This is a genomic window from Plantactinospora sp. B5E13 (genome assembly GCF_039871775.1).
Taxonomy (GTDB): Bacteria; Actinomycetota; Actinomycetes; order Mycobacteriales; family Micromonosporaceae; genus Plantactinospora.
On the sequence record NZ_JBDPLT010000002.1, the window covers coordinates 347,721 to 368,781 of the forward strand.

A 21,061-nucleotide genomic window follows, 5' to 3' on the forward strand; every position below is an offset into this window, starting at 1 on the left:
TGCGCCTTCGATCAAGGTTGACATCGGGGAAAGGTCCGATGATCTCGACCCAACCGACTCCGCCGGGTCATTCGAGGTTCGCAGCTCAGGTTCCGCCTGACTGTCGAAGGGAGCGAACACATGGACGCCCGCTTAGTCGACCATCCCGCGTTCCGGCTCGTGGGGCACGCGGCCCGTGTTCCGCTGATTCACCATGGCATCAACCTGCACATCCAGCAGCACATCGCCGCACTGTCGGCGGAGGAACACCTGCGCCTGAGGGCACTCGGCAACACTGAGCCGAGCGGCCTGCTCGCGGTTTGCGACGACCTCCACCCTGACTACGACGAGGGCAGCGAGCTGACCTACCTGCACGGGGTCGCCGTGTCCCCGGATACGCCGATCCCCGGCGACCTCGACATCATCGAGGTCCCGGCCGGCATCTGGGTGGTCATCCGCAGCCCGGGGCCGTATCCGCAGGCCCTGCAGAGGACCTGGGCCGCGGCCGCGGCCGAGTGGTTCCCGTCCAACCCGTGGTGTCTGCGGCCAGGCCCGGAGATCGTCGCGGCGCTCAAGCCGACGAACGACCTCAGCACCACGGCCCATCAGCTCTGGCTGCCCGTCGAACCGGCGTAACGACCCGGCGGGCGTCCAGACGCGATCAACGGTTACGGCTCGGCCCCTCTGGTGCGCGGTACGACCCTCGCGGCCTGGGTCGCTCAGAAGGCGCTGAGCATCGTCCAGTGTTCCGTCGTGCTGAATCCGACGCTCTCGAAGAACGGCAGGGACGGCTCGTTGGCGTGCAGGTACGCGGTGTGGGCGCCCGCCGTACGACCGTCGCGGAGGATCACCTCGGTGAGAGCGCGCCCGTAACCCCGACGCTGGAATTCGGGAACCGTCGAGATGTTGGCCAACCCGAGGAATCCGTCGTTGCGGAAGGCGACGCCGGCCGACACGGGCACACCCCGGTCGTTCTCGGCGACGTACGCCGAGGTGCCGGGGCTGTCCAACACCGCCGGCGTGTAGATGGCGGCGATCATCTCCGGCGGCGCGCCGAATCCCGCGCTGAGTACCGCGGCGAAGGTGGCGGACTCGGCCCCGGCCAGCCGGCGTACCCGTACCTCGCTGGCGGTTTCGGGCCGCGTCGGGCCGGACCCGTCGAGCGATTCGAGCATGAACGGCTGGGTGGACGTGGTGGTCAGGCCGTACCGGGTCGCGGTCGCCACGATCTCCGGGGTCGGCTCGCCGCGCAGCCGGATGCTCCACGGTGCCGGCCCGGACTCCCGGGCGGCGACCTCCGCCAGGGCGGCGATCTCGGCGGCGTCGGGCGTGGCGGCGGCACTCAGGATGGGATTCAGCGCCGGAACCATGGCGCGGGTCAGGGCGAGCAGGCTGCCGTTTGCGCCCCGCTCGCGGTACGTGCCGGGAATCGCCGCCGCCAGATCTTCCATGCCCGACAGGAAGGCGAGCGCCGCCTTCGCGGTCGAATAGTTCTCCGTCATCAGAACCCCCTGCTCGATGGCTGCGGAACGCCGGTCCCCGCTGCTCAGGGTCCACCGTCCGCACGGTCACGCGGGCACGATGTGCGGAACCACCGGAAAGTTCGACGGCCCGGTTGTGGCCCCGGTCACCTGCCTGGCCGGTGCCGGGCCGGTTCGGGGCGGGCACGGTCAGGATCTGCGCCGCCGAATACGGGTTGCCCGTCGGTCGAGGGCCACGGTTGAATCCGCTGGTTCGACAATCGAGCAGGTCAGGAGACCGATGACTGTCACGTTGTACACCCCGTCCGGTATCGCCTATGACCGGAGCGGCCCGCCGGACGACGGTCTGCCCGTCGTCCTCGTCCACGCGGGCATCGCCGACCGGCGGATGTGGGATCCGGTCTGGGGTGACCTGGCCGCCGATCATACGGTCGTCCGGTTCGACCTGCGCGGCTTCGGTGAGTCGACAACCCGGCCGGACGGGGTGCTGGACCATGTCGCCGACGTCGTCGCGACGTTGGACCAGCTGGGCATCACGCAGTGCCACCTCGTCGGCGCCTCGTTCGGGTCCGGCGTGGCCACGGAGGTCGCCCTGACCCGGCCCGAGCTGGTGCGGTCGCTGGTGCTGTGCCCGCCCGGTGGCAGCCTGCTGGCCGAACTCACCCCTGACCTGCGCAGCTTCTTCGACGCCGAGAAGAAGGCCCTGGCCGATGGTGATCTCGACGCGGCGGTCGAAGCCAACGTCACCACCTGGGTCGCCGGCCCCGGCCGTAGCGTTTCCGACGTCGCGCCGTCGGTGGTCTCCGCTATCCGGACCATGCAGCGCAACGCGTTCGAGAATACCGAGTCGTGGGGCGACGTCGACGAGACGGAGTTGGAGCCGCCGGCCCTGGAGCGGCTGGGCGACCTGGACCTGCCGGTCCTGGTCCTCGTCGGCGGCCACGACCTGGACACCATCCACGACGCGGCCGGCCGGGTCTGCGCCGGTGCGCCCCGGGTCCGGCGGGTGGACTGGGACGACGTGGCGCACCTGCCGTCGATGGAACGGCCGGCGGACTTCGTCGCACTGGTCCGTGACTGGACCGCCGAGGTGGCCGGCTGATTCAGGGGTGACCCGCGGCACCGTGGGCGCTGCGGGTCCAGCGGCGGTGCGGCTACCTCGGGCGTACGGCGTAGGTCAGGTGCGTGACCCGGGGCGACGCCTCCGACCGGACCTGCTCCAGCGCGATCCGGGTCGCGTCCACGCCGTCGAAGAGCCGGACTCCGGAGCCGAACAGTACGGGTGAGAGCGCGATCGAGAACTCGTCGACCAGGCCGGCGTTCACGTACTCGACGATTGTCGCGCCGCCGCCCGCGATCCGGACGTCGCGGTCGCCGGCGGCCTCGCGGGCCTGGTCGAGCGCGGACTCGATGCCGTCGTTGACGAAGTGGAAGGTGGTCCCGCCCGGCCGCTCCCAAGGGTCACGCTTCTCGTGTGTCACGACGAAGACCGGCGTGTGGAACGGCGCCTCCTCCGGCCACATTTTCTCGCCGGCGTCGAACATGCGCTTGCCCATCACGCTCGCGCCGGTGCGTTCGAACGTCTCCCGCAGGATGTCGTTGTCGCGTCCTTCCTCGCCGCCCTCGCCGAGTTTCAGGTTCTGCCGGAAGAACCGCTGCGGGAAGACCCACCGCTGCAGCTCCATCCACTGCCGGCCCATCAGTTCCTCGGCGGAATTGGGCGCGATGAACCCGTCCAGCGACATCGAGACGCTGAAGAAGACCGTCCCGGCCATCAGCCCTGTGCTCCCTTCCGGGCGCCCTCGGTGACGTAGGCGGCCAGGTTGGCCAGGGTCTGCTGACCGGCCTCGATCGCGTGGTACTTCTCGGCCGCCTCGTCGCGCAGTTGTCTGGTGGGGAACACGGTGCGCATCACGATCCGGGTCCCCGCGTCGTTCGGTGCGAAGGTCAGGACCGACTCGAAGGCGTTCGGGTCGTCGGGTGACTCGCCGTGCAGCAGTTCGATCCGTTCCGGTGGGACGATCCGGGTCCAGGTGATCCACTCGGAGTAGTCGGTTCCGTCCGGTCCGTGCATCACGAAGTCCCAGACTCCGCCGATGCGGAACTCGAAGGACCGCGTGGTGGTGGTGAATCCCTCCGGACCCCACCACCGCGACAGGTGCCGTACCTCGGTGAACGCCTCGAACACCAGCTCCCGGGGGGCGTCGATGACCCGGGAGATCACGATCTCCCGGTCGGCTGTCGCCGACTCCGTCCCCGTTTCCTGCTCTGCCCCGGTCATCGGTCATCCCCTTGCCGTGTCTGCTTGAGTTCCTGCACGTACGCGTCGAGTCGGTCGAAGCTCTCGGTCCAGAACTGCTCGAACCCGCCGATCCACTCGTGGATCGGCTGTAGCCCGCGGGCGTCCAGGCCGTAGAGGCGCTGTTTCCCCGCCCCCCGGACCCGTACCAGTCCCACCTCCCGGAGCACCCGCAGGTGCTTGGACGCTCCCGGCAGGCTCATCCCCAACTGGTGGGCCAGGTCGGTCACCGGTAGCTCACCCGCCCGCAGCAGCGCCAGGATCTCCCGGCGCTGCGGCTCGGCGATCGCGTTGAAGGCGTCCGACGTCGTCGCTGCTCGTGCCACGGCAGCGACTTTAATTTCCCATATGGGAAAACGTCAAGCCGGGAGTGCTGCTCACCACGCTCCCCGGTTCGGCGTACGGGCTGGCGAACTGCGTTCGGGGTCGACGAAGAAGCAGCGGGCGTGCCGGGAGTGCCACTGCCGTAGCCCCTGCCGGATCCGTTCGGCCTCGGTGCGGGCGAGGGACTCCTCGTGTCGTACCCGGTCAAGTTCGTCCGCGAGTTGCCGCAGGTAGGCGTACACCTCGTCGGGGTCGAGGCCGCGCCACCGACGGCCGAAAGTCTTGGCGCGGACCTGGTATGACCGGATCCGTTGTCCGATGCGGTAGATCATCGTGTGCCCTTCCGCTGTCGGGCGGCACCGAGGCGGGCGGGGTCGGCCGTCGACCGCCCGGGTGGCCGGCGGACGGAGCCCGGCACCCGCCCCGGGCCCTCCTGGCTCCCGGCCGCCGCAGGGGGTGGGCGGCCGGGAGAGCTTCAGCTGGTCGTGCCGGTCAGCCGGTCGGTGTACGTCGCCAGCGCGCCGGCCGCCTCGGTGAGGCTGGCGGTCATCAGCCCGAGTTGTTCGGCGGCCCGGGCCCACTGCTCTGTCACGATCTCGGTGCCGAAGTCCGGCTCGGCGGCGGAGTCGCGGAGCCGCTGCTCGGCGGCCCGGAGTCGGGCCGGCAGCCCGGCGATCCGTTCGGCCGCCTCGGCGAACTGGGTGCGCGTCACGTCCAGGGTTCCGGCGACCTGACCGACGCTGGTCACCGACGCCTGGTCGAACCGGTCGAGCAGCCGGCGGATGCCGCCGCCGAGCAGTTGATCGGCATGGTTGGCCAGGTCGAGAGCGTCCTCGCCGCAGCGGCGGGCCTGCCGCAGCTCCGGGTGCGCCGATCCGGCGCTGGTCCGTTCCAGCAGGGTGGCCGCCGCCGCGACCGTCAGGTACGCCTCCCGCAGTTCGCCCGCGACCTGCTCGGCCGCCCACGCCGCACCCGCCTCCGGCGCCTCCGCCGGTCCGTCCTCCGTCGTCGGTACGTCTTCCGGTCTCGGTACGTCTTCCGTCGTCGCCGCTTCCGGCACGGTCACGCCGGTCTCCTTCCGCTCGGGGGTGATCGGGTGTGTCGGGGCAGCCCGAACCACCAGGTCAGGTTCGGGTCACTGCTCGGTGGCCCGCCGGCCACCCCGACACGTCCCGGGCCGTACAACCCGGGGGAGCGCGGAACACCAGGCTGCCGAGCAAGGAGTTCCACGACGGTCAACATACCGATCATAGTGACCTAAGTCAACGCTGTCTTAGTTGAGGAAGTCGAGGTCTCCATGGTCAGATAGAGGTGCCGAGCAAGGAGTACCGCCTCATGCCCAGTCGACCTGCTGACTACGTGCGTCTCGTGGAAGCCATCACCGAACAGATCCGAAGTGGCGAGCTGGCGCCTGGAGACAAGCTGCCCAGCTACTCGCAGCTTGCCGCTCAGTACAACACCAGTATCTCCACCACCCAGGCGGCACTGCGGATCCTTCGGGACCGGGGGCTGATCGAGGGCCACCAGGGCAAGGGGACCTACGTGACCGAAGATCCACCACTCGCGTGAGCCATGTCAGCCACGCCTTTCTACCAGCGGATCGCCAACGATATTCGTGAGCGGATCAGATCCGGAGAGCTGAAGCCGGGCGACAAGCTGCCATCAACGTCCGAGTTGTGTGCACAGCACAACGTCTCCACCCAGGTCATCCGGTCCGTCATGCTGACCTTGCGGGCAGAGGGCCTGGTTGAGGGTCACCAGGGACGGGGGGTGTATGTCCGCGATCCGCAGGCGACGGAATAGGTATGCCGATCCGGTGCACTGCGGTGGGCAGGACCGAACCTGGTCGGTGACCGAGGCCGGGATCGCCGCGAGACCACTGCGTGTTACTCCGCTGCCCACCGTTCTGCTAGGGAGTCGACCTCGACCAGGAAGGGTGACATCTCGTCATCCGAAAGCGGCCGGAGCAGCTTCCAGAGGAGCAGCATCTCCGACTCGATGATGATGTTGGGGTCGACCTCGTCCAACTCGTTGGTGTTGCCGGTGGTCGTGGCTGCGATGAGCTTCTCTGCAACCGTCGGATCGAGATCGAATCCGGTACCTGCCATTTCGGCACGAGCGTCGGCCACGAACCGGATAACACCTGCCGCATCGGGGAACGTGACCTGACGCTGACGAGCTGCCAGGAAGAACGCGGCACCGACCACGAGGCCCAACTCATCCCAGCCCTGCTCGTCCAGCTGCTCACAACGCTGGCGGTAAGCTTCCGGGTCCCCCTTCACCAGTTCTCGGATCAGTTCGAGGTATGTCCTCCGGTCGGTCACGCTTCTGTTCCTTCCTTTTCCTTCGCGAGCTTGCAGCCTTGAGGATGACAGCAACTACCGCAGCGGCGGTGATGACCAGGGCTTGGGCCGCGTCTCCCGGAGTACCTGCGGTAGCGGGACCACTCCTTGGGGCCGGCGGTAGGGGTTGGGTTGTCGACGGGGTGCCGGACGGCTTGGCCTCCGACAAGAAGTCAACCAGCTTCTTGCCTGTCTCACCGGCCGACTCCGCCTTCTGAACGACCCTTTTCGACAACTTCCGGAAGCCGTCCTCGGCCCTGTCGGCTTCGCTGACAAGCTGTTCACCTGTGGGAGCCGAGTCGAGGGCCTTACCCGCCGGAGCCGAGCCAGGGGCGATCGTGTTGGCGTAAGCCGCGAAGTGACCGGCGGCCTCGGCCAGAAGCCGCGCCGCCTTGCCAGCTTTGGCCGCAGCCTCGTTGCTGGCGGCGACCGCCGTCCGAATCAGCCGGTGGTTACTGCCGCGCCCCACCTCGGCAAACAGATCATGTGCGTGCCCGGCTTCGGTTTGGCCACGGCCCGCGCCGACGACCGCCCGGTCCAGGCGTTCGACCACTGTCATCAGTTGGGCGACGACCTCGCCGACACTGCTCATCCCAGCGTTGCCTGGTATTCGTCGGCGGCCTTGGCGCTGGTGTCGAGGCGACGTACAACCAACTCCAGCTCGTCGGTGGCCGCCTTGAGGCACGCCAGCCCCTTCGTGACCTCAGGGTGCTCACTGTCGTGGACGGTGTGTTGAGTGAAGTGGGCCGTGTCCATCGCCTCGGTGGCAACGCTTTCGATGATCTGTTTGGCCAGGCCAGCCGAGGTGATGCCCCGGCGGAGTCCAGCCTTGGCCTCGCCGACACTCATCGCGCCTCTATCACGATCGGCCCGCCTCGGTCACTTCCGTCGCCGCAGTCCCGTAGCGGGAACACTATCGGACGAACGGTCCCCAGAGGAGCCCATGTGTCGGCTGCGGTGGGCGGCCAGGGTGGCCCAGGTCGGCCTGGGGTTTCGCTCGACCGGCCCAGCGCCCGGTTTCGCCCACCGACGGAACGTCGTACCCTACGGCCTCGAAAGTCCTTCATGTACTGAAGACCTGGGGAAGTAGCTACGTGATCACTGGTGAGCTGAAGGGCCGGATCGACCGGATCTGGGACGCGTTCTGGTCGGGAGGCATCTCGAACCCGCTTGAGGTGATTGAGCAGATCACCTACTTGCTCTTCATCCGGAGACTGGATGACCTGCAAATACTCGCGGAGAACAAGGCCACGCGAACGGGTGCGCCGATCGACCGGCCGATTTACCCGGAGGGTGCCGATCCGCGCGATAGGCCGTACAAGGAGCTGCGCTGGTCGCACTTCAAGCACGCTGAGCCAAGTGAGATGTTCGAAATCGTCGGGCAGCATGTGTTCCCGTTCCTCCGTACGCTCGGCGGCGACGGCTCTACCTACTCCACCCACATGAAGGACGCCCGGTTCACTGTCCCCAACGCTGCCCTGCTGTCGCGGGTGGTTGACATGGTCGACAGCGTCCCGATGGACGACCGAGACACCAAGGGTGACTTGTACGAGTACATGCTGGGGAAGATCGCCAGCGCTGGCCACAATGGGCAGTTCCGTACACCCCGCCACATCATTCAACTCATGGTCGAGATGATCGGGCCGGGACCAGACGACACCATCTGCGACCCAGCGTGCGGCACGGCCGGCTTTCTGATGCAGGCCAGCGAATACATTCGTCGCAAGCATGCCGATGCCTTCCATGACCCAAAGCGCAACCGCCACTTCCACCACGAAATGTTCCACGGCTTCGACTTCGATAACACCATGCTCCGGGTTGGCAGTATGAACATGTTGCTGCATGGTGTCGAGAATCCCGTCATCGAATACCGAGACTCGCTCGCGCAGAGCGTTAGTGACGAGGCCGAGAAGTACTCGGTGATCCTGGCCAACCCGCCGTTCGCCGGAAGCCTTGACTACGAGAGCACGGCACGGGATCTGCTCCAGGTGGTTAAGACCAAGAAGACCGAACTGCTGTTCCTGGTGCTTTTCCTTCGGTTACTCAAGCCTGGCGGGCAGGCGGCAGTGATTGTTCCGGATGGCGTTCTCTTTGGAGCGACAAAGGCGCACAAGGAGATTCGCCGTATGCTTGTGGACGACCATAAGCTGGACGGTGTGGTCAAGCTGCCCACCGGCGTCTTCAAGCCATATGCCAGCGTGTCGACTGCAATTCTCTTTTTCACTAAGACCAACAGCGGCGGCACCGACAACGTCTGGTTTTACGAGATGACTGCCGATGGTTTCAGCTTGGACGACAAGAGAGCCCCATTGCTGGCGGATGGGAAGCTTGGCCCAACGCCATCCAAACCCTTCACCGAGTCAGACCACGCCAAGAACAACCTGCCGGATGTCCTGGCTCGCTGGGCAGAACGCAAGGGCGCCGAGTTGAAGCGGGGGCGTAGCGAGCAAAGCTTCTGCGTGTCGAGAGATGACATCCTCGCCCAAGATTATGACCTCAGTGTCAACCGTTACAAGGAGATTGTCCACGAGGAGGTCGAGTACCGCCCGCCCCTGGGGGTCCTTGCAGACCTTGAACGACTCGAAGGCGAGATCCAGCGGGCCATGTCCGACCTGAAGGCGATGCTCGCATGATCGGGTCAAGGACGTTAATGCTTGCCGAGGTTGCTTCCATCAACCCTAGGCCCAAAAGTCGGCCAGATGAAGCTGAGCTGATCTCGTTCATCCCGATGTCTGCTGTCGATGCAGAGACTGGCGTAACCGCCAGTGGTGAGGACAGGCCATTTGGTGATGTTAAAACTGGCTACACGATCTTCCAAAACCGCGACCTTCTCCTGGCGAAGATTACGCCGTGTTTCGAGAATGGGAAGATCGCACAGGCTCATCTCAGTCGCGATGTAGGCGTCGGCTCGACCGAGTTTCACGTTATTCGGCCCAATCCGGCTAACCTTGAATCGAGGTATCTACTTCACTTCCTTAGGCAAGGGTGGGTCCGACGGCTGGGCGAGCGCCGAATGACGGGAAGCGCAGGTCAGCGTCGTGTGCCCGAATCATTCATTGCTGGACTTAAAATACCAGTCCCTTCCTTGCGTGAGCAGCAGGAGATTGCGGAACTGCTGGATCGCGCGGATGCGCTGCGCACTAGGCGCCGGGAAGGGCTGGCACTTTTAGATGAGCTCGCTCGGTCGGTATTTACCGAAGTTGTCGGAGATTCGGTAACGAATCCACGCGGCTGGGATGACTCCTGCCGTTTGGGCGACGTGGCGGCGATTAGTTCAGGCATAACAAAGGGCCGCGATCCCGGTTCTACGTCGTTAAGGACGGTCCCGTATCTGGCGGTGTTGAACGTCCAGGATAGGCGCCTAGACCTAAGTACCGTCAAACATATCGAGGCGACGGAGGCCGAGATTGCCCGATATCGACTTGTGTCTGGCGACCTACTCCTGACGGAGGGTGGTGATCCGGATAAGCTGGGCCGGGGTTGTCTATGGAATGACGAACTGCCCGAGGCTATCCATCAGAACCACATCTTTCGGGTACGAGTCACCGATCGCTCGCGCGTAATCCCTGTCTATCTCAATTGGCTAGTCTCGTCGTTGCGGGGTAAGTTGTACTTCCTCCGTTCGGCGAAGCAAACCACTGGTATTGCGTCGATAAATGCGACTCAGCTTAAGCAATTCCCGCTGCTATTGCCTCCCATTGAAATACAGAAGGAATTTGCAGATCGTTTGGCGCACGTGGAGCGATTGAGGGCGGCGTATGGGGCAAGTCTCACCAAAATGGACGAGCTGTTCGCGTCGTTGCAGGATCGGGCTTTCCGCGGGGAGCTGTGATGTGTCACTATCGAGGGCTGTCCACCTCCTGGGGAGATCATCTTCGATGAGCAACTTCGTGTTCCTTCGCGCCGAGTGGCCCTCGCTGTTCGCCGAGGCGGAGCGGGCAGAGCGCAACGTTTACGCCGACACGCGTACGGCCTGCTTCTACGCCCGGCGCTGCCTGGAGCACGCCGTGAAGTGGCTCTATCGTGCCGACAGCACGTTGCGGCTGCCCTCGAAGCCGACGCTGGACAACATGATCAGCGCCACGACCATGCAGAATCTGGCCGGGCCTCCGGTCATTACGAAGATGCACCTCATCCGGAGGTTGGGTAACAAGGCCGTCCACGAGGTCCGCGCCGTACCCGAGCGGGAAGCTGTCGCCGCCGTCCGCGAGCTGTTCCATGTGACGTACTGGATCGCTCGTCACTACACCCGGGACCCGGCGGCGATGCCACCCAGCGGGCTGGCCTTCGACACGTCGCTCGTCCCGCCGCGTCCGACGGAGGTCCGAGCCCAGACCCGTGCCGAGCTGCAGGCACTCAACGACCGGCTCGCCGCCCAGGATGAGGCGCTGGCCAAGGCGGAAACGGCCAAGGTCGACCTCGACGCCGAGATCGCCGAGCTGCGCAAGCAGATCGCGGCGGCAAAGGCTGCCAACGAACGTCGACCGGACACCCACGACTACGACGAGAAGCAGACCCGCGACCTCTACATCGACCTGCTGCTTGCCGAAGCTGGCTGGCGGCTCGACCAGCCGCGCGATCGGGAGTTTCCGGTCACCGGCCTGCCGACCAGCTCCGGGAAGGGTAAGGCCGACTACGTCCTCTGGGACAACGACGACAAGCCGCTCGCTGTCATCGAGGCCAAGCGCACCCGGCGCGACCCGATCAGCGGCCAGCAGCAGGCCAGGCTCTACGCCGATGCTCTCGAAGCGGCGTACGGCCAACGTCCGGTCATCTTTTACACCAACGGCTACGAGATCTGGCTCTGGGACGACACCGCCTACCCGCCCCGGCCGATCCAGGGCTTCTATACGAAGGACGAACTGCAACTGCTGGTGCAGCGCCGGTCCACCCGGCGCAGCCTCGCTGAGCTGCCGATCAAGTCGGAGATCGTCGAACGGCACTACCAGCACCGGGCGATCCGGCGGATCGCCGAGACCTTCGAGCAGGACCGGCAGCGCAAGGCACTGTTGGTGATGGCGACCGGGGCTGGCAAGACCCGTACCGTTATCGCACTTGTCGAGCTGCTGCTGAAAGCCAACTGGGCTAAGCGGGTGCTCTTCCTGGCTGACCGCAAGGCGCTGGTTAAGCAAGCCGCCAACGCGTTCAAGGAGCACCTGCCTGACGCAACCACGGTCAACCTGGTGGACGACAAGGTGACCGAGGGACGGGTCTATGTCTCGACGTACCCGACGATGATGGGTTTGATCAATCAGACCGACGGTGACCTGCGCCGCTTCGGGCCGGGCTACTTCGACCTGGTCGTGATCGACGAGGCGCACCGGTCGGTTTACCAGAAATACCGGGCCATCTTCAGCCACTTCGACTCACTGCTCGTCGGGCTTACTGCCACTCCCAAGGACGAGGTGGACCGCAACACCTACGGTCTCTTCGACCTGGAGAACGGCGTTCCCACCGACGTGTACGACCTGGAGGAGGCGGTTGGCGAGGGTTACCTCGTGCCGCCGCGAGCCGTCGCTGTCGACCTGCGGTTCCTGCGCGACGGAGCGCGCTACGACGACCTCAGTCCCGAGGAAAAGGACCGCTGGGACGAGCTGGAGTGGGGCAACGACGACGGTGACGTCCCGAACGAGGTTCCGCCCGAGGCCTTCAACCGGTGGATTTTCAACAAGGACACCGTCGACAAGGTCCTCGAATACCTCATGACCCGAGGCCACAAAGTGGCCGGCGGTGACCGGATCGGCAAGACGATCATCTTTGCTGTTAACAACAACCACGCGAAGTTCATCGCCCAACGGTTCGACGCCAACTTTCCGCAGTACAAGGGCGACTTCGCCCGGATAATTACCCACCAGATCGAGGGGAACCAGGGTCTGATCGACAAGTTCTCGATCCCGGGGAGCGCCCCGCACATCGCGATCTCCGTCGACATGCTCGACACCGGCATCGACGTACCGGAGGTCGTCAACCTCGTCTTCTTCAAGATCGTGAGATCGAAGACCAAGTTCTGGCAGATGATTGGCCGGGGCACCCGGCTTCGGTCCGACCTCTTCGCTCCCGGCGTCGACAAGAAGGACTTCTTCGTTTTCGATTTTTGCGGCAACTTCGAATACTTCGGTCAGAATCCGACCACCACGCAGGGCTCGGTGAGCCCGTCCCTGACCGAACGGATCTTCAAGGCCCGGGTGGAGTTGGTCAGCCAACTCGATCAGCGCAACACAGCCACCGTGGACCCTGCGGACGACACTGACGGCACCCGAAGCGAAGCCGGCCTCCGCCAAGACCTGGCCCGCGACCTGCACAGTCGGGTCCGCGCCATGCGCCTCGACAACATCGTCGTACGTCCGCACCGCCGCACGGTCGAATACTTCGTTGACCCGGCAAACTGGCACACCATCACACCCGAGGCGTCCGAGCGGCTCAGCCACGAGTTGGCCGCGCTGCCGAGCGAGGTGAAAGACGACGGTGAGGAGGCCAAGCGGTTCGACCTGATGATCCTGCGGCTCCAGCTCGACCTGATCACCAAGTCCGGACGCCACTTCCCGAGGCTGCGTGGCGAGGTGCAGGAAATCGCGTTCGCTCTGCTGGAGCAGACCAGTATCCCAGCTATCCGGGCCGAGGTGGGACTGCTCGACGAGGTGGCCTCGGACGACTGGTGGCAGGACGTCACGCTGCCGATGCTCGAACTCGCCCGGCGGCGAATCCGCAACCTCGTCCGGCTGGTGCCAAAGGCGAAGCGGGCCGTGATCTACACAGACTTCTCCGACCAGCTCGACAGCATCACCGAGCTGAAGTTCGTCGGAGTAACCGTCGGCACCGACCGGGAGCGGTTCCGCGAAAAGGTGCGGGTCTACCTGCGAGCCCACGAGGATCACGTCGCACTGCAGAAGCTGCGGCGTAACCGGCAACTCTCCAGCACCGACCTTGCCGAACTGGAGCGGATGCTCGCCGAAAGCGGCGTCGGCGACAAGCAGGACCTTGACCAGGCGCGACGGGCATCCGAGGGGCTCGGTCTGTTCATCCGAGGACTGGTCGGGCTCGACCGGGACGCGGCCCGGGAGGCGTTCAGGGAGTTCCTGGACGGTCGCACCCTCAACGCCGCTCAACTCGACTTCATCAACCTGATCATCGGTGACCTGACCGCGAACGGCGTTATGAAGCCCGACCGCCTCTACGAATCGCCGTTCACCGGAGTCGCACCCCGTGGCCCCGAGACCCTCTTCGCATCCGAGGACGTGGACAAGCTGATCGGCATCATCAAGTCCATCGGCGCGACGGCGACTCCGGCCGCCGAAGCGGCCTGATTGCCATGCCGCCCCGGCTTCCCGGCAGTCGTTGACTCTCGTTTCGGCGCGACCCTGGTCGTACTGCCGGAAGTGCAGAGGGGGCCGGTGCCCGGCGCGGAAGCGCACGGACACCGGCCCCCAACGGGCGCGAGTCAGCTCAGGCCGAAGGCCCGGATGACGGTCTGGGTGACGCCACCGCCGTTGTGCTGGGTGGCGGTGACCCGGATGGAGGCGAAGTCAGCCTGGTGCGGGGCGGTCAGGGTTGTCCGCCAGTCGCCCTTCTTCTCCTTCAGGTCCTGCCGCTGCCAGGTGACCCCGTCGTCGTACGAGATCTCCAGCCGAACCGACGAGACCGCGTCCGTGGCGGCGGTGCTGCCGACCACGACCGGGGTGATCGTGAAGTCGCTCTTGCGCTTCGCCCGGCCGTCGAGGTCCACCTCAGTCCCGTAGTCCAGCTGGACCAGCGGAACCACGTCGACGTCCGAGGTCGCCGCCCCGGAGCTGAACCGCCACTCGGTGTTCGTGGCGGTCGAGTACGGGCCGAACGCCGGATCGCCCGTCGTCTCGATGACCAGCCGGTACGGCAACCTCTCCAGCGCCAGCGCATCCGCGTAGAAGTTCGGCCGTCCGTTCAACTCGGACAGTTGCCGATCGCCCTGGTAGAGCGTGATCTTCTGCGGCATCGAGGCCCCGCCGTCGTGCGCGGCCCCGCCGTCACCGAATCCCTGGATCGTGGCGGCCATCCAGTTGTCTCCGCGACCCGGGATGTTGTTGGCGAGCAGGCGCGGCCGGGTGATCGGCCCGTACCACCGGTCCTGCTGCACGCTGCCCGGCCGGTAGGTGATCTCGTCGGTCTGCGACAGCGCCCAGTCGGCGATGTCGGCGCGCTGCTGCCACTTGATCCCCGCCCCGGCGGAGACCCAGTCGGTACGCGGTCCCGGGGCGACCGGCTTGGCCGACAACTCGCGGCCGAAGGACCACTCGTACGGCGGGAAGTCCCGCCGGTACTCGCTGAGCACCTTTCCGGCGGGCGGCCGGGCGAAGGTGAGGTCGATCCGGGCGAGATCACGCGGATCGGTCTTGGCGGAGGGGTCCTGGGGGATCCGGCCGACGTGGAAGTCGACCAGGTCGTACAGGTACCTCGGCGCCGGGTGTGCCTCGACGGTCAGCGGCACCCGCTTCTTGCTGCCGGCGGCGGCGATCTTCTTGATCAGCGCCTCGCCCTCGTCCAGGTTCGTCGAGGCGACCGGGACCGGCCCGCTGGTCACGCCGTCTGGGTTGCCGTACCAGTCGCTACGCAGACCCTTCTGATTGTTGACCACCAGGAGCAGCGCCGCACCGGCGGCCTGTGCCGCCGCCACCAGCTCGGTGGGAGCCACGGCGTCGCTGGCGCGGACGACCACGGCCCGGCCCCGGGCGGACAGCCCGGCGTACTCGGCCTTCGTGCCGGTGCCGGCGAAAGCCGCGTCCAGCCGCGAGGTGCCGTCCGGAAGCGGCCGGGACCCCGGCTGGACCAGGAGGTTGTCGAGCCGGTGCCCGGGGTAGCTGACCGTCAGCGGGGTCTGCTCGGCGCGGAACCGGGTGGTGAAAACGAAGGTGCCCTTCTTGGGCGCGCTCTTGGTGGGCAGGGCCCAGAGGCTGTCGTGGACGGGACCGGGCCAGATCGTCTCCCGCAGGGCGCTCCAGTCGCCGGGCGCCGGCTCGCTCTGGTTCCACGAGCGGTAGATGTCGACCCGGCTGTCGGCCACGGTGGTCGGTTTGGCGGTCGCCACCTTCACCTGGCGTGCCTTCGAGGCGTCGAATTCGATCACCCGGTCGGTGGTCAGCTCGACCTCGGGAGCGGTCAGGATCGCCAGCCCGAGGGAGTGCGGTCCGTGCAGTCCCTCGACCTCCGCCGCCGCCACGATGGTGTACGAGCCGGGAACCAACCGACTGGTCAGCGTGCCGTTCCGGGACCACATCCAGGAGGAGACGCCGTCGGTGTTGACGATCTCGACCTCGGCGTCGAGCGGTCGGCCGGCGCGGTCCTTGAGGTGGACGGTGAGCTCATGCTTCTCCGATTCGACCGAGACCCCGACGGCGGTGTGCACCTGGCCGGCGGCGTACCGGGCGGTGACCTGCGCGGTGTACTGGCCGGGCGCGAGCCCTTCCGGGTCGACCACGACGTCGACCGTGGACTTTCCGCCCGCCGGCACGGTGACCCGCTCGACTCCGGCCGTGAACGTCCCGGCAGGGGAGGCGCCTCCGTCGACCGAGAGCTCCAACGTCAGCGGAGCGTTCGTGGTGTTGGTGTAGGTGATGGTCCGGGTGATCGGCTGCCGCTTCGTACCGGGCGACCACTTGATCAGTCCGGCGTCCACCGACCCGGTCGCGATGACCTGGTCCTGGTGGTAGGCGGCGGCCAGGTTCAGCCGACCGGTCCCGGCCTGGTAGGCGTTGTAGTCAGGGGTACGCGTGCTGGTGCCCATCAGCGCGTCCTTGATCTGCTGCCGGCTCCACTCCGGGTGTTTCTCCGCCAGCAGGACGGCGGCCCCGGCGACGTGCGGCGCTGCCATCGAGGTGCCGCTCTCCAGGCGGTAGTAGCCCTCACCCCAGGACATGTGCTGCGAGCGTGCGGCCAGCACGTCCACCCCGGGTGCCGAGATGTCGGGCTTGAGGCCGTCGTCGGTCATCCGTGGTCCGGCGCTGGAGAAGATCGCGAGCTGGTCGGCGGCGTCGACCGCGCCGACGGTGAGCGCGGCGTCCGCCGTGCCCGGCGCGCCGAGCGTGTACGAATCCTGCCCGCTGTTGCCGGCGGAGACGACAAACAGCGCCCCCGTCTCGGCGCTCAGCTGGTTCAGCGCCTGGCTCAGCGGATCGTCCTGGGTGCGCCAGTCGCTGACGCCCAGGCTCATGTTGATCACGCGGGCGTGTTCGGTCCGGGCCGCCCACTCCATGCCGGCGATGATCCCGGAGATCGACCCGCCGCCGTTGTCGTCGAGGACCTTGCCGATCACCAGGTCGGCGTCGGGGGCGACGCCCCGTTCGGTACCGCCGGAGGCGGCGCCGGTGCCGGCGACGGTCGAGGCGGTGTGGGTGCCGTGCCCGTCCTGGTCGACGATGTCGTCGCCGGGGATGAAGCTTCGGGACGCGACGACCCGGTTTGCCAGGTCCGGGTGGCTGGGGTCGTACCCGGTGTCCAGGACCGCGACGCGGACGCCGCGGCCGGTGCTGCCCGCCGCCCAGACGGCGGGGGCGCCGATCTGCGCCGTGGTGTCGGCGAGCGTCGCCTTCGCCTTCCCGTCGAGCCACACCTTGTCGATGCCGGCGGCGAAGGTCGGTGCGCTGCCGGCTTCCGGGGTGGCGGCGCTGCGGCTGTTCGCCGACGCGACGGCGTTCCGGCCGTCGCCGGTGAGGGCCGACCAGAAGGCGGCGGCCTCCGACCGACGCGCCCGGACCGCCTCACCGTTGACCGAGGAGAGGTCCAGCGTGGTCTCCGCACCCGGCAGGGTGGTCCGGGTACGCCGGGCCGCCGGGTCTGTCGTCCTGGTGAGGATCAGCGGAAGCTCGCTGGTGTGGGCGTCGTCGTAGCCCTGGGCGATCAGTTTGGTGACGTTGAAGAGCTGCCTGTCGAGTCGGCCGGTGGCGATCAGGGCGACCGCCTCGTCGGGGTAGACGTAGGTGTCCCGGCCCTCGGTGTTGACCCGTACCGGGCCGGTGGCGCCCGGCGCGCGGGCGACGTCCACCGTGGGAGTGGCGCCCTCGGGTCCCGGGGTCACCGTCACCCTGTCGCCGGTGATCAGGGTGACCGTGGCGGGGGGACCTGCCGCTTTGTTGCCGCCACCGGCCGCCGGGGGTGTCGCGGGCGGTGGAGTGGGTTCGGCGCCGTGGGCCGCCGCTGGGGTCGCCAGGGCGGCGACCAGGGCGACGCCCAGGCCTGCCGCAGATCTTCGGGTGAAAGACAGCCGCACATTACCTCCAAGATCGACTTATGTCGGAAGTTGATCATTCTTGGGAGGTTGTGTAAAGACAGGTTGTGTTACAAGTTCCGCAGCGGCACAGGGGTGTTCACCAGGGATTGCCGGTCGCGCCGGCGGCCAGGTGCCGTTCGTAGCTCGCCACCTTGTTGTCGATCAGCGCCAGACAGTCATGTATCCGGTCGAGCTGGTCGAGGACCCGCTGCCGGTGCTCCCGGAGCAGTTCCAGCCGCCTCGCCTCGTTTCCGTTGCCCTCGCCGACCAGCCGGGCCAGCTCGGCGATCGTGGTGAGCGGCATCCCGGTGGCCCGGAACTTGACGCAGTTGGTCAGCCACTCGACATCCCACGCGGTGTAGACCCGTCGGCCGTGGCTGTCCCTGCGTACCTCGCCGGCCAGCAGGCCGGCCCGTTCGTAGAGCCGCAGAGTGTGCACGCTCAACCCGGTACGCCGGGCCACCTCCCCGATGCCGTACTCCCGGTCCGTCATGGATCGACCCTAGTCACCGACCGGGCGGTTGACCTAGACCTCGGTCTAGCACCTAGCGTCCGCCGCATGACGCAGAACCGGACCCATCCCGGCGACCACAGCACCGCCGCCGAGGTGCTCGCCGGAATCGACCTGACCGGGCGGACCGCACTGGTCACCGGCGGCTACTCCGGAATCGGACTCGCCGTCGTCCGCGCACTCGCCACGGCCGGGGCCAGGGTCGTCGTACCGGCCCGCCGGCCGGAGACGGCCGAACGGGCGCTCGCCGACACCGCCGGGACCGAGGTCGACCGGCTCGACCTCGCCGACCTCGACTCGGTGCGGGCCTTCGCCATCCGGTTCCGGCAACGGCACCCCACCCTCGACATCCTGATCGCGAACGCCGGCGTGATGGCCTGCCCGGAGACCCGGGTCGGCCCCGGCTGGGAAGCCCAGTTCGCCACCAACCACCTCGGCCACCACGCACTTGTCAGCCTGCTGTGGCCGACGCTCACCGCCGCCGGTACGGCCCGGGTCGTCTCGGTCGCCTCCGGACGCGACCCGGCCGGCCGGATCCGCTGGCACGACCCGCACTTCACCGACGGGTACGACAAGTGGGCCGCGTACGGCCAGTCGAAGCTGGCCAACATCCTCTTCGCCCGGCACCTGGACCGGCTCGGCGAGCCGTACGGCGTCCGGGCCTTCTCGGTCAACCCGGGCTGGATCCTGACGCCGCTGCAACGGCACCTCACCGCCGACGAGATGGTCGCCGCCGGCTGGATCGACGCCGACGGCAATCCACTGCCCGGGTTGTTCAAGTCGCCCGGGCAGGGGGCGGCGACCATCGCATGGGCGGCCACCGCACCGCAGCTCGACAGGCAGGGCGGCGGGTACTGCGCGGACTGCCGGGTGGTCGACGCGGGCGACGACGACATCGACGCCGCCCGCCTCTGGCGGCTCTCGGTGGAGCTGACGGGGATCGACCTGGTCACCCACGGCTGACCAGGTCGGCAGCTCCACCGGGAGCCGGCTCCTACCGGGTCCTGCCGACAGCCTGAGCTGGCTGTCGGCGGCCGGTGACCCGGGCCGCTTGTTGCCGGCGGCCGGAAAACTGGCCGGCGGTTGTTCGCCGAACTCTGCCGGTGCGGCGCACCCGTTACCGACCCAAGCTGGAGGTTCGACAGCTTCGCGGGGGAGCGGGGGTGGACAAGCGGGGGGAGGACGCGACGATGGCGGCGGTCCGTGAGGTGATGTCCGGCGGGCACGACGCCGACCGAGACGCGGTACCTTCGGCGGCCGGCGGTGGGGCCGGCCGGGTCGCGACAGGTCAGCCGACCGCGACCACGGCGCCCACCCTGCTCGCGATCGACTTCGGCAGTACGTGGCTGCGGGCCTGGGGGCTGGCCCGGGGTACGGCCAGCTTACTGACCGCCGACGGACCCTCGGCGGCGCCGCTCGTCCGGCGGGGACGTCTGGTCGACCTGGCGGCGGTGACCGCGCGGCTCGTCCGGGAGGTCTACCAGCAGCCGGAACACCGTCCGGCGGCGCTCGCCGCGCTGGCCCGGGGAATGGTGCTGGTCGGCGACGGCGCGGCCCGACCCGAGTTGACCGTCGCGCTCGCCCAGGCGCTCCGGATCGGAGTGCACCCGGCCGCCGCGCCGTACACCGCCGCGCTCACCGGGGCCGGGCTGGCCGCGATGTCCGCCGCCGGGCATCCCTTGCCCGGCTGACGGGGCGGGTGCTCGGTAGGTCGAGGTGACGACGCGGGATGTTGCCGGGGAGGACCCGGTCAGTGCATTTGTCGAGGCGAGCAGCTTATCCGTGAGACAAAACAATTGGCCCGGGAGACAAAACAATTATATCACATGATATCAATAAATATTCAGGTGATGCCCGTCGATGGGGAATCGGGCGGCGGTTACGTTTCCCCGCCATGCGGAACTCTCACGAGACGTTCGTCTCCTCCGGAAACCTGCGACTGTGGACGGAACGCTTCGGCGATCCCGCCCACCCGCCGGTGCTCCTCGTCATGGGAACCTCGGCCCAGGGGATCGGCTGGCCCGACGACCTGGTGCGCCGACTTGTCGACGGCGGCCAGCAGGTGATCCGGTACGACCACCGGGACACCGGCCGGTCCGACCTCGTCGACTTCGGGCGCCAGCCGTACACGCTGGCCGACCTGGCCGAGGACGCGCTCGCCGTACTGGACGGGCACGGGGTCGCCGCCGCCCACGTCGTCGGCGCCTCCCTGGGCGGTGCCATCGGGCAGTGGCTCGCGGTACACCGGCCGACCCGGGTCCGCACCCTGACCGCGCTGATGACCTCGCCGATGGGCAACAACCCCGGGCCGGCCTGGGCGCGGGCGATGGGTGGTCAGCCGCCCGCCCCTGACGAGCTGCCGCCGCCCGCGCCCCACTTCTTCCAGCACCTGCTCGCCTCGGCGGCGCTGCCCCGGACCAGCCGGGAGGAGCAGATCGCGGCCAGTCTGGAGACCTGGCGGATGTTGCACGGCACCGGACTGCCGTTCGACGAGCCGGCGGCTCGCCGCTTCGCCGAACTGTCGTACGACCGGGCCCGTGATCCGGCCGCCGCCACCAACCACGACCTGGCCGGTCGGCAGCTCACCCCCGACCGGCTCGCCCCGCTCTCCTCGATCACCGCACCGACGCTTGTCGTGCACGGCACCGAAGACCCGCTCTTCCCGCCCGCACACGCCGAGGCGCTGGCCGGACTGATTCCCGGAGCACAGCTGCGTATGGTGCCCGGCATGGGCCACGGCCTGCACTCGGTGGGCCTGTCCGCGCAGCTCGCCGACCTCGTCAACGAGCATCTCGACGCCAACTGAACCCGGCGGCCGCCTTTCCCGGCCTCGGGCCGATGCGGCACCCGACGGGGTGATCGCAGACCAAAAGCGGGGCCGGCCCGACC

At 67.6% G+C, this 21,061-nt stretch carries 20 protein-coding genes; 10 read left to right on the forward strand and 10 right to left on the reverse strand.

The features are described from left to right. Window positions 1–120 precede the first annotated feature (120 nt). On the forward strand, window positions 121–615 hold the full coding sequence (locus ABGB05_RS03525) for a GyrI-like domain-containing protein (protein WP_347651645.1): 495 nt from the start codon (window positions 121–123) through the stop codon (window positions 613–615). An 83-nt stretch (window positions 616–698) separates the two neighbouring features. On the opposite strand, the gene ABGB05_RS03530 is transcribed toward ABGB05_RS03525, so the two are convergent. Next, window positions 699–1,481 carry a GNAT family N-acetyltransferase gene (locus tag ABGB05_RS03530; protein ID WP_347651646.1) on the reverse strand — a complete coding sequence of 261 codons (783 nt, stop codon included), beginning with the start codon at window positions 1,479–1,481 and terminating at the stop codon, window positions 699–701. Between the two features lie 259 nt (window positions 1,482–1,740). Here ABGB05_RS03530 and ABGB05_RS03535 point away from each other — a divergent pair, with 259 nt between their 5' ends. Continuing rightward, window positions 1,741–2,562, forward strand: a complete 822-nt coding sequence (locus ABGB05_RS03535) for an alpha/beta hydrolase (protein WP_347651647.1) — start codon at window positions 1,741–1,743, stop codon at window positions 2,560–2,562. A gap of 52 nt (window positions 2,563–2,614) precedes the next feature. On the opposite strand, the gene ABGB05_RS03540 is transcribed toward ABGB05_RS03535, so the two are convergent. From ABGB05_RS03540 to ABGB05_RS03560, 5 genes are all read right to left on the reverse strand, one after another. Continuing rightward, window positions 2,615–3,235, reverse strand: coding sequence for a dihydrofolate reductase family protein (locus ABGB05_RS03540; protein ID WP_347651648.1), 621 nt, complete (start codon window positions 3,233–3,235; stop codon window positions 2,615–2,617). After that, complete coding sequence (locus ABGB05_RS03545; RefSeq protein WP_347651649.1) at window positions 3,235–3,741, reverse strand: SRPBCC family protein; 507 nt, start codon at window positions 3,739–3,741, stop codon at window positions 3,235–3,237. The genes ABGB05_RS03540 and ABGB05_RS03545 overlap by 1 nt, the downstream gene beginning before the upstream one ends. After that, window positions 3,738–4,085 carry a metalloregulator ArsR/SmtB family transcription factor gene (locus tag ABGB05_RS03550; RefSeq protein ID WP_347651650.1) on the reverse strand — a complete coding sequence of 116 codons (348 nt, stop codon included), beginning with the start codon at window positions 4,083–4,085 and terminating at the stop codon, window positions 3,738–3,740. The genes ABGB05_RS03545 and ABGB05_RS03550 overlap by 4 nt, the downstream gene beginning before the upstream one ends. Before the next feature lie 51 nt (window positions 4,086–4,136). Beyond that, on the reverse strand, window positions 4,137–4,415 hold the full coding sequence (locus ABGB05_RS03555) for a DivIVA domain-containing protein (RefSeq protein WP_347651651.1): 279 nt from the start codon (window positions 4,413–4,415) through the stop codon (window positions 4,137–4,139). Between the two features lie 143 nt (window positions 4,416–4,558). Continuing rightward, window positions 4,559–5,149: a hypothetical protein gene (locus ABGB05_RS03560; RefSeq protein WP_347651652.1), complete on the reverse strand. Its 591-nt coding sequence runs from the start codon at window positions 5,147–5,149 to the stop codon at window positions 4,559–4,561. A 269-nt stretch (window positions 5,150–5,418) separates the two neighbouring features. Here ABGB05_RS03560 and ABGB05_RS03565 point away from each other — a divergent pair, with 269 nt between their 5' ends. Together ABGB05_RS03565 and ABGB05_RS03570 are read left to right on the forward strand one after the other, a co-directional pair. Then, a complete protein-coding gene (locus tag ABGB05_RS03565; RefSeq protein WP_347651653.1) occupies window positions 5,419–5,652 on the forward strand; it encodes a winged helix-turn-helix domain-containing protein in 234 nt (77 codons plus the stop codon). A 3-nt stretch (window positions 5,653–5,655) separates the two neighbouring features. Then, window positions 5,656–5,886, forward strand: a complete 231-nt coding sequence (locus ABGB05_RS03570) for a winged helix-turn-helix domain-containing protein (RefSeq protein WP_347651654.1) — start codon at window positions 5,656–5,658, stop codon at window positions 5,884–5,886. 83 nt (window positions 5,887–5,969) lie between these two features. Here the strand turns inward: ABGB05_RS03570 and ABGB05_RS03575 are convergent, their stop codons facing one another. Together ABGB05_RS03575 and ABGB05_RS03580 are read right to left on the reverse strand one after the other, a co-directional pair. Continuing rightward, a complete protein-coding gene (locus tag ABGB05_RS03575; RefSeq protein WP_347651655.1) occupies window positions 5,970–6,407 on the reverse strand; it encodes a hypothetical protein in 438 nt (145 codons plus the stop codon). Between the two features lie 606 nt (window positions 6,408–7,013). Next, window positions 7,014–7,274 carry a hypothetical protein gene (locus ABGB05_RS03580; protein ID WP_347651656.1) on the reverse strand — a complete coding sequence of 87 codons (261 nt, stop codon included), beginning with the start codon at window positions 7,272–7,274 and terminating at the stop codon, window positions 7,014–7,016. A 245-nt stretch (window positions 7,275–7,519) separates the two neighbouring features. Here ABGB05_RS03580 and ABGB05_RS03585 point away from each other — a divergent pair, with 245 nt between their 5' ends. Genes ABGB05_RS03585 through ABGB05_RS03595 form a run of 3 tightly spaced genes read left to right on the forward strand, consistent with a single transcriptional unit; the run spans window position 7,520 to window position 13,729 of the window. After that, window positions 7,520–9,058 carry a class I SAM-dependent DNA methyltransferase gene (locus tag ABGB05_RS03585; RefSeq protein ID WP_347651657.1) on the forward strand — a complete coding sequence of 513 codons (1,539 nt, stop codon included), beginning with the start codon at window positions 7,520–7,522 and terminating at the stop codon, window positions 9,056–9,058. A gap of 17 nt (window positions 9,059–9,075) precedes the next feature. Further along, window positions 9,076–10,257 (forward strand): restriction endonuclease subunit S, encoded by a 1,182-nt coding sequence (locus tag ABGB05_RS03590; RefSeq protein ID WP_347651658.1) that lies wholly within the window; start codon window positions 9,076–9,078, stop codon window positions 10,255–10,257. Between the two features lie 46 nt (window positions 10,258–10,303). Further along, on the forward strand, window positions 10,304–13,729 hold the full coding sequence (locus tag ABGB05_RS03595; RefSeq protein WP_347651659.1) for a DEAD/DEAH box helicase family protein: 3,426 nt from the start codon (window positions 10,304–10,306) through the stop codon (window positions 13,727–13,729). A gap of 134 nt (window positions 13,730–13,863) precedes the next feature. Here ABGB05_RS03595 and ABGB05_RS03600 read toward each other — a convergent pair whose 3' ends face one another. Together ABGB05_RS03600 and ABGB05_RS03605 are read right to left on the reverse strand one after the other, a co-directional pair. Continuing rightward, window positions 13,864–17,661 (reverse strand): S8 family serine peptidase, encoded by a 3,798-nt coding sequence (locus ABGB05_RS03600; protein ID WP_347651660.1) that lies wholly within the window; start codon window positions 17,659–17,661, stop codon window positions 13,864–13,866. 97 nt (window positions 17,662–17,758) lie between these two features. Beyond that, complete coding sequence (locus ABGB05_RS03605) at window positions 17,759–18,154, reverse strand: MerR family transcriptional regulator (protein WP_347651661.1); 396 nt, start codon at window positions 18,152–18,154, stop codon at window positions 17,759–17,761. A gap of 66 nt (window positions 18,155–18,220) precedes the next feature. On the opposite strand from ABGB05_RS03605, the gene ABGB05_RS03610 reads away from it, so the two are divergent. The 3 genes from ABGB05_RS03610 (at window position 18,221) to ABGB05_RS03620 (ending at window position 20,978) form a co-directional block, all read left to right on the forward strand. Next, window positions 18,221–19,135, forward strand: coding sequence for an SDR family NAD(P)-dependent oxidoreductase (locus tag ABGB05_RS03610; protein ID WP_347651662.1), 915 nt, complete (start codon window positions 18,221–18,223; stop codon window positions 19,133–19,135). 200 nt (window positions 19,136–19,335) lie between these two features. Beyond that, the gene (locus ABGB05_RS03615; protein WP_347651663.1) at window positions 19,336–19,863 is read left to right on the forward strand and encodes a hypothetical protein; all 528 of its coding nucleotides are present in this window, start codon (window positions 19,336–19,338) and stop codon (window positions 19,861–19,863) included. Window positions 19,864–20,066: 203 nt separating this feature from the next. After that, the gene (locus ABGB05_RS03620) at window positions 20,067–20,978 is read left to right on the forward strand and encodes an alpha/beta fold hydrolase (RefSeq protein ID WP_347651664.1); all 912 of its coding nucleotides are present in this window, start codon (window positions 20,067–20,069) and stop codon (window positions 20,976–20,978) included. The last annotated feature ends 83 nt before the right edge of the window (window positions 20,979–21,061 follow it).

Coding starts and splice junctions, on each gene's coding strand:
- ABGB05_RS03525 (WP_347651645.1), top strand. CDS start 121: ATGGACGCCCGCTTAGTCGACCATCCCGCGTTCCGGCTCGTGGGGCAC.
- ABGB05_RS03530 (WP_347651646.1), bottom strand. CDS start 1,481: ATGACGGAGAACTATTCGACCGCGAAGGCGGCGCTCGCCTTCCTGTCG.
- ABGB05_RS03535 (WP_347651647.1), top strand. CDS start 1,741: ATGACTGTCACGTTGTACACCCCGTCCGGTATCGCCTATGACCGGAGC.
- ABGB05_RS03540 (WP_347651648.1), bottom strand. CDS start 3,235: ATGGCCGGGACGGTCTTCTTCAGCGTCTCGATGTCGCTGGACGGGTTC.
- ABGB05_RS03545 (WP_347651649.1), bottom strand. CDS start 3,741: ATGACCGGGGCAGAGCAGGAAACGGGGACGGAGTCGGCGACAGCCGAC.
- ABGB05_RS03555 (WP_347651651.1), bottom strand. CDS start 4,415: ATGATCTACCGCATCGGACAACGGATCCGGTCATACCAGGTCCGCGCC.
- ABGB05_RS03565 (WP_347651653.1), top strand. CDS start 5,419: ATGCCCAGTCGACCTGCTGACTACGTGCGTCTCGTGGAAGCCATCACC.
- ABGB05_RS03570 (WP_347651654.1), top strand. CDS start 5,656: ATGTCAGCCACGCCTTTCTACCAGCGGATCGCCAACGATATTCGTGAG.
- ABGB05_RS03580 (WP_347651656.1), bottom strand. CDS start 7,274: ATGAGTGTCGGCGAGGCCAAGGCTGGACTCCGCCGGGGCATCACCTCG.
- ABGB05_RS03590 (WP_347651658.1), top strand. CDS start 9,076: ATGCTTGCCGAGGTTGCTTCCATCAACCCTAGGCCCAAAAGTCGGCCA.
- ABGB05_RS03595 (WP_347651659.1), top strand. CDS start 10,304: ATGAGCAACTTCGTGTTCCTTCGCGCCGAGTGGCCCTCGCTGTTCGCC.
- ABGB05_RS03605 (WP_347651661.1), bottom strand. CDS start 18,154: ATGACGGACCGGGAGTACGGCATCGGGGAGGTGGCCCGGCGTACCGGG.
- ABGB05_RS03610 (WP_347651662.1), top strand. CDS start 18,221: ATGACGCAGAACCGGACCCATCCCGGCGACCACAGCACCGCCGCCGAG.
- ABGB05_RS03620 (WP_347651664.1), top strand. CDS start 20,067: ATGCGGAACTCTCACGAGACGTTCGTCTCCTCCGGAAACCTGCGACTG.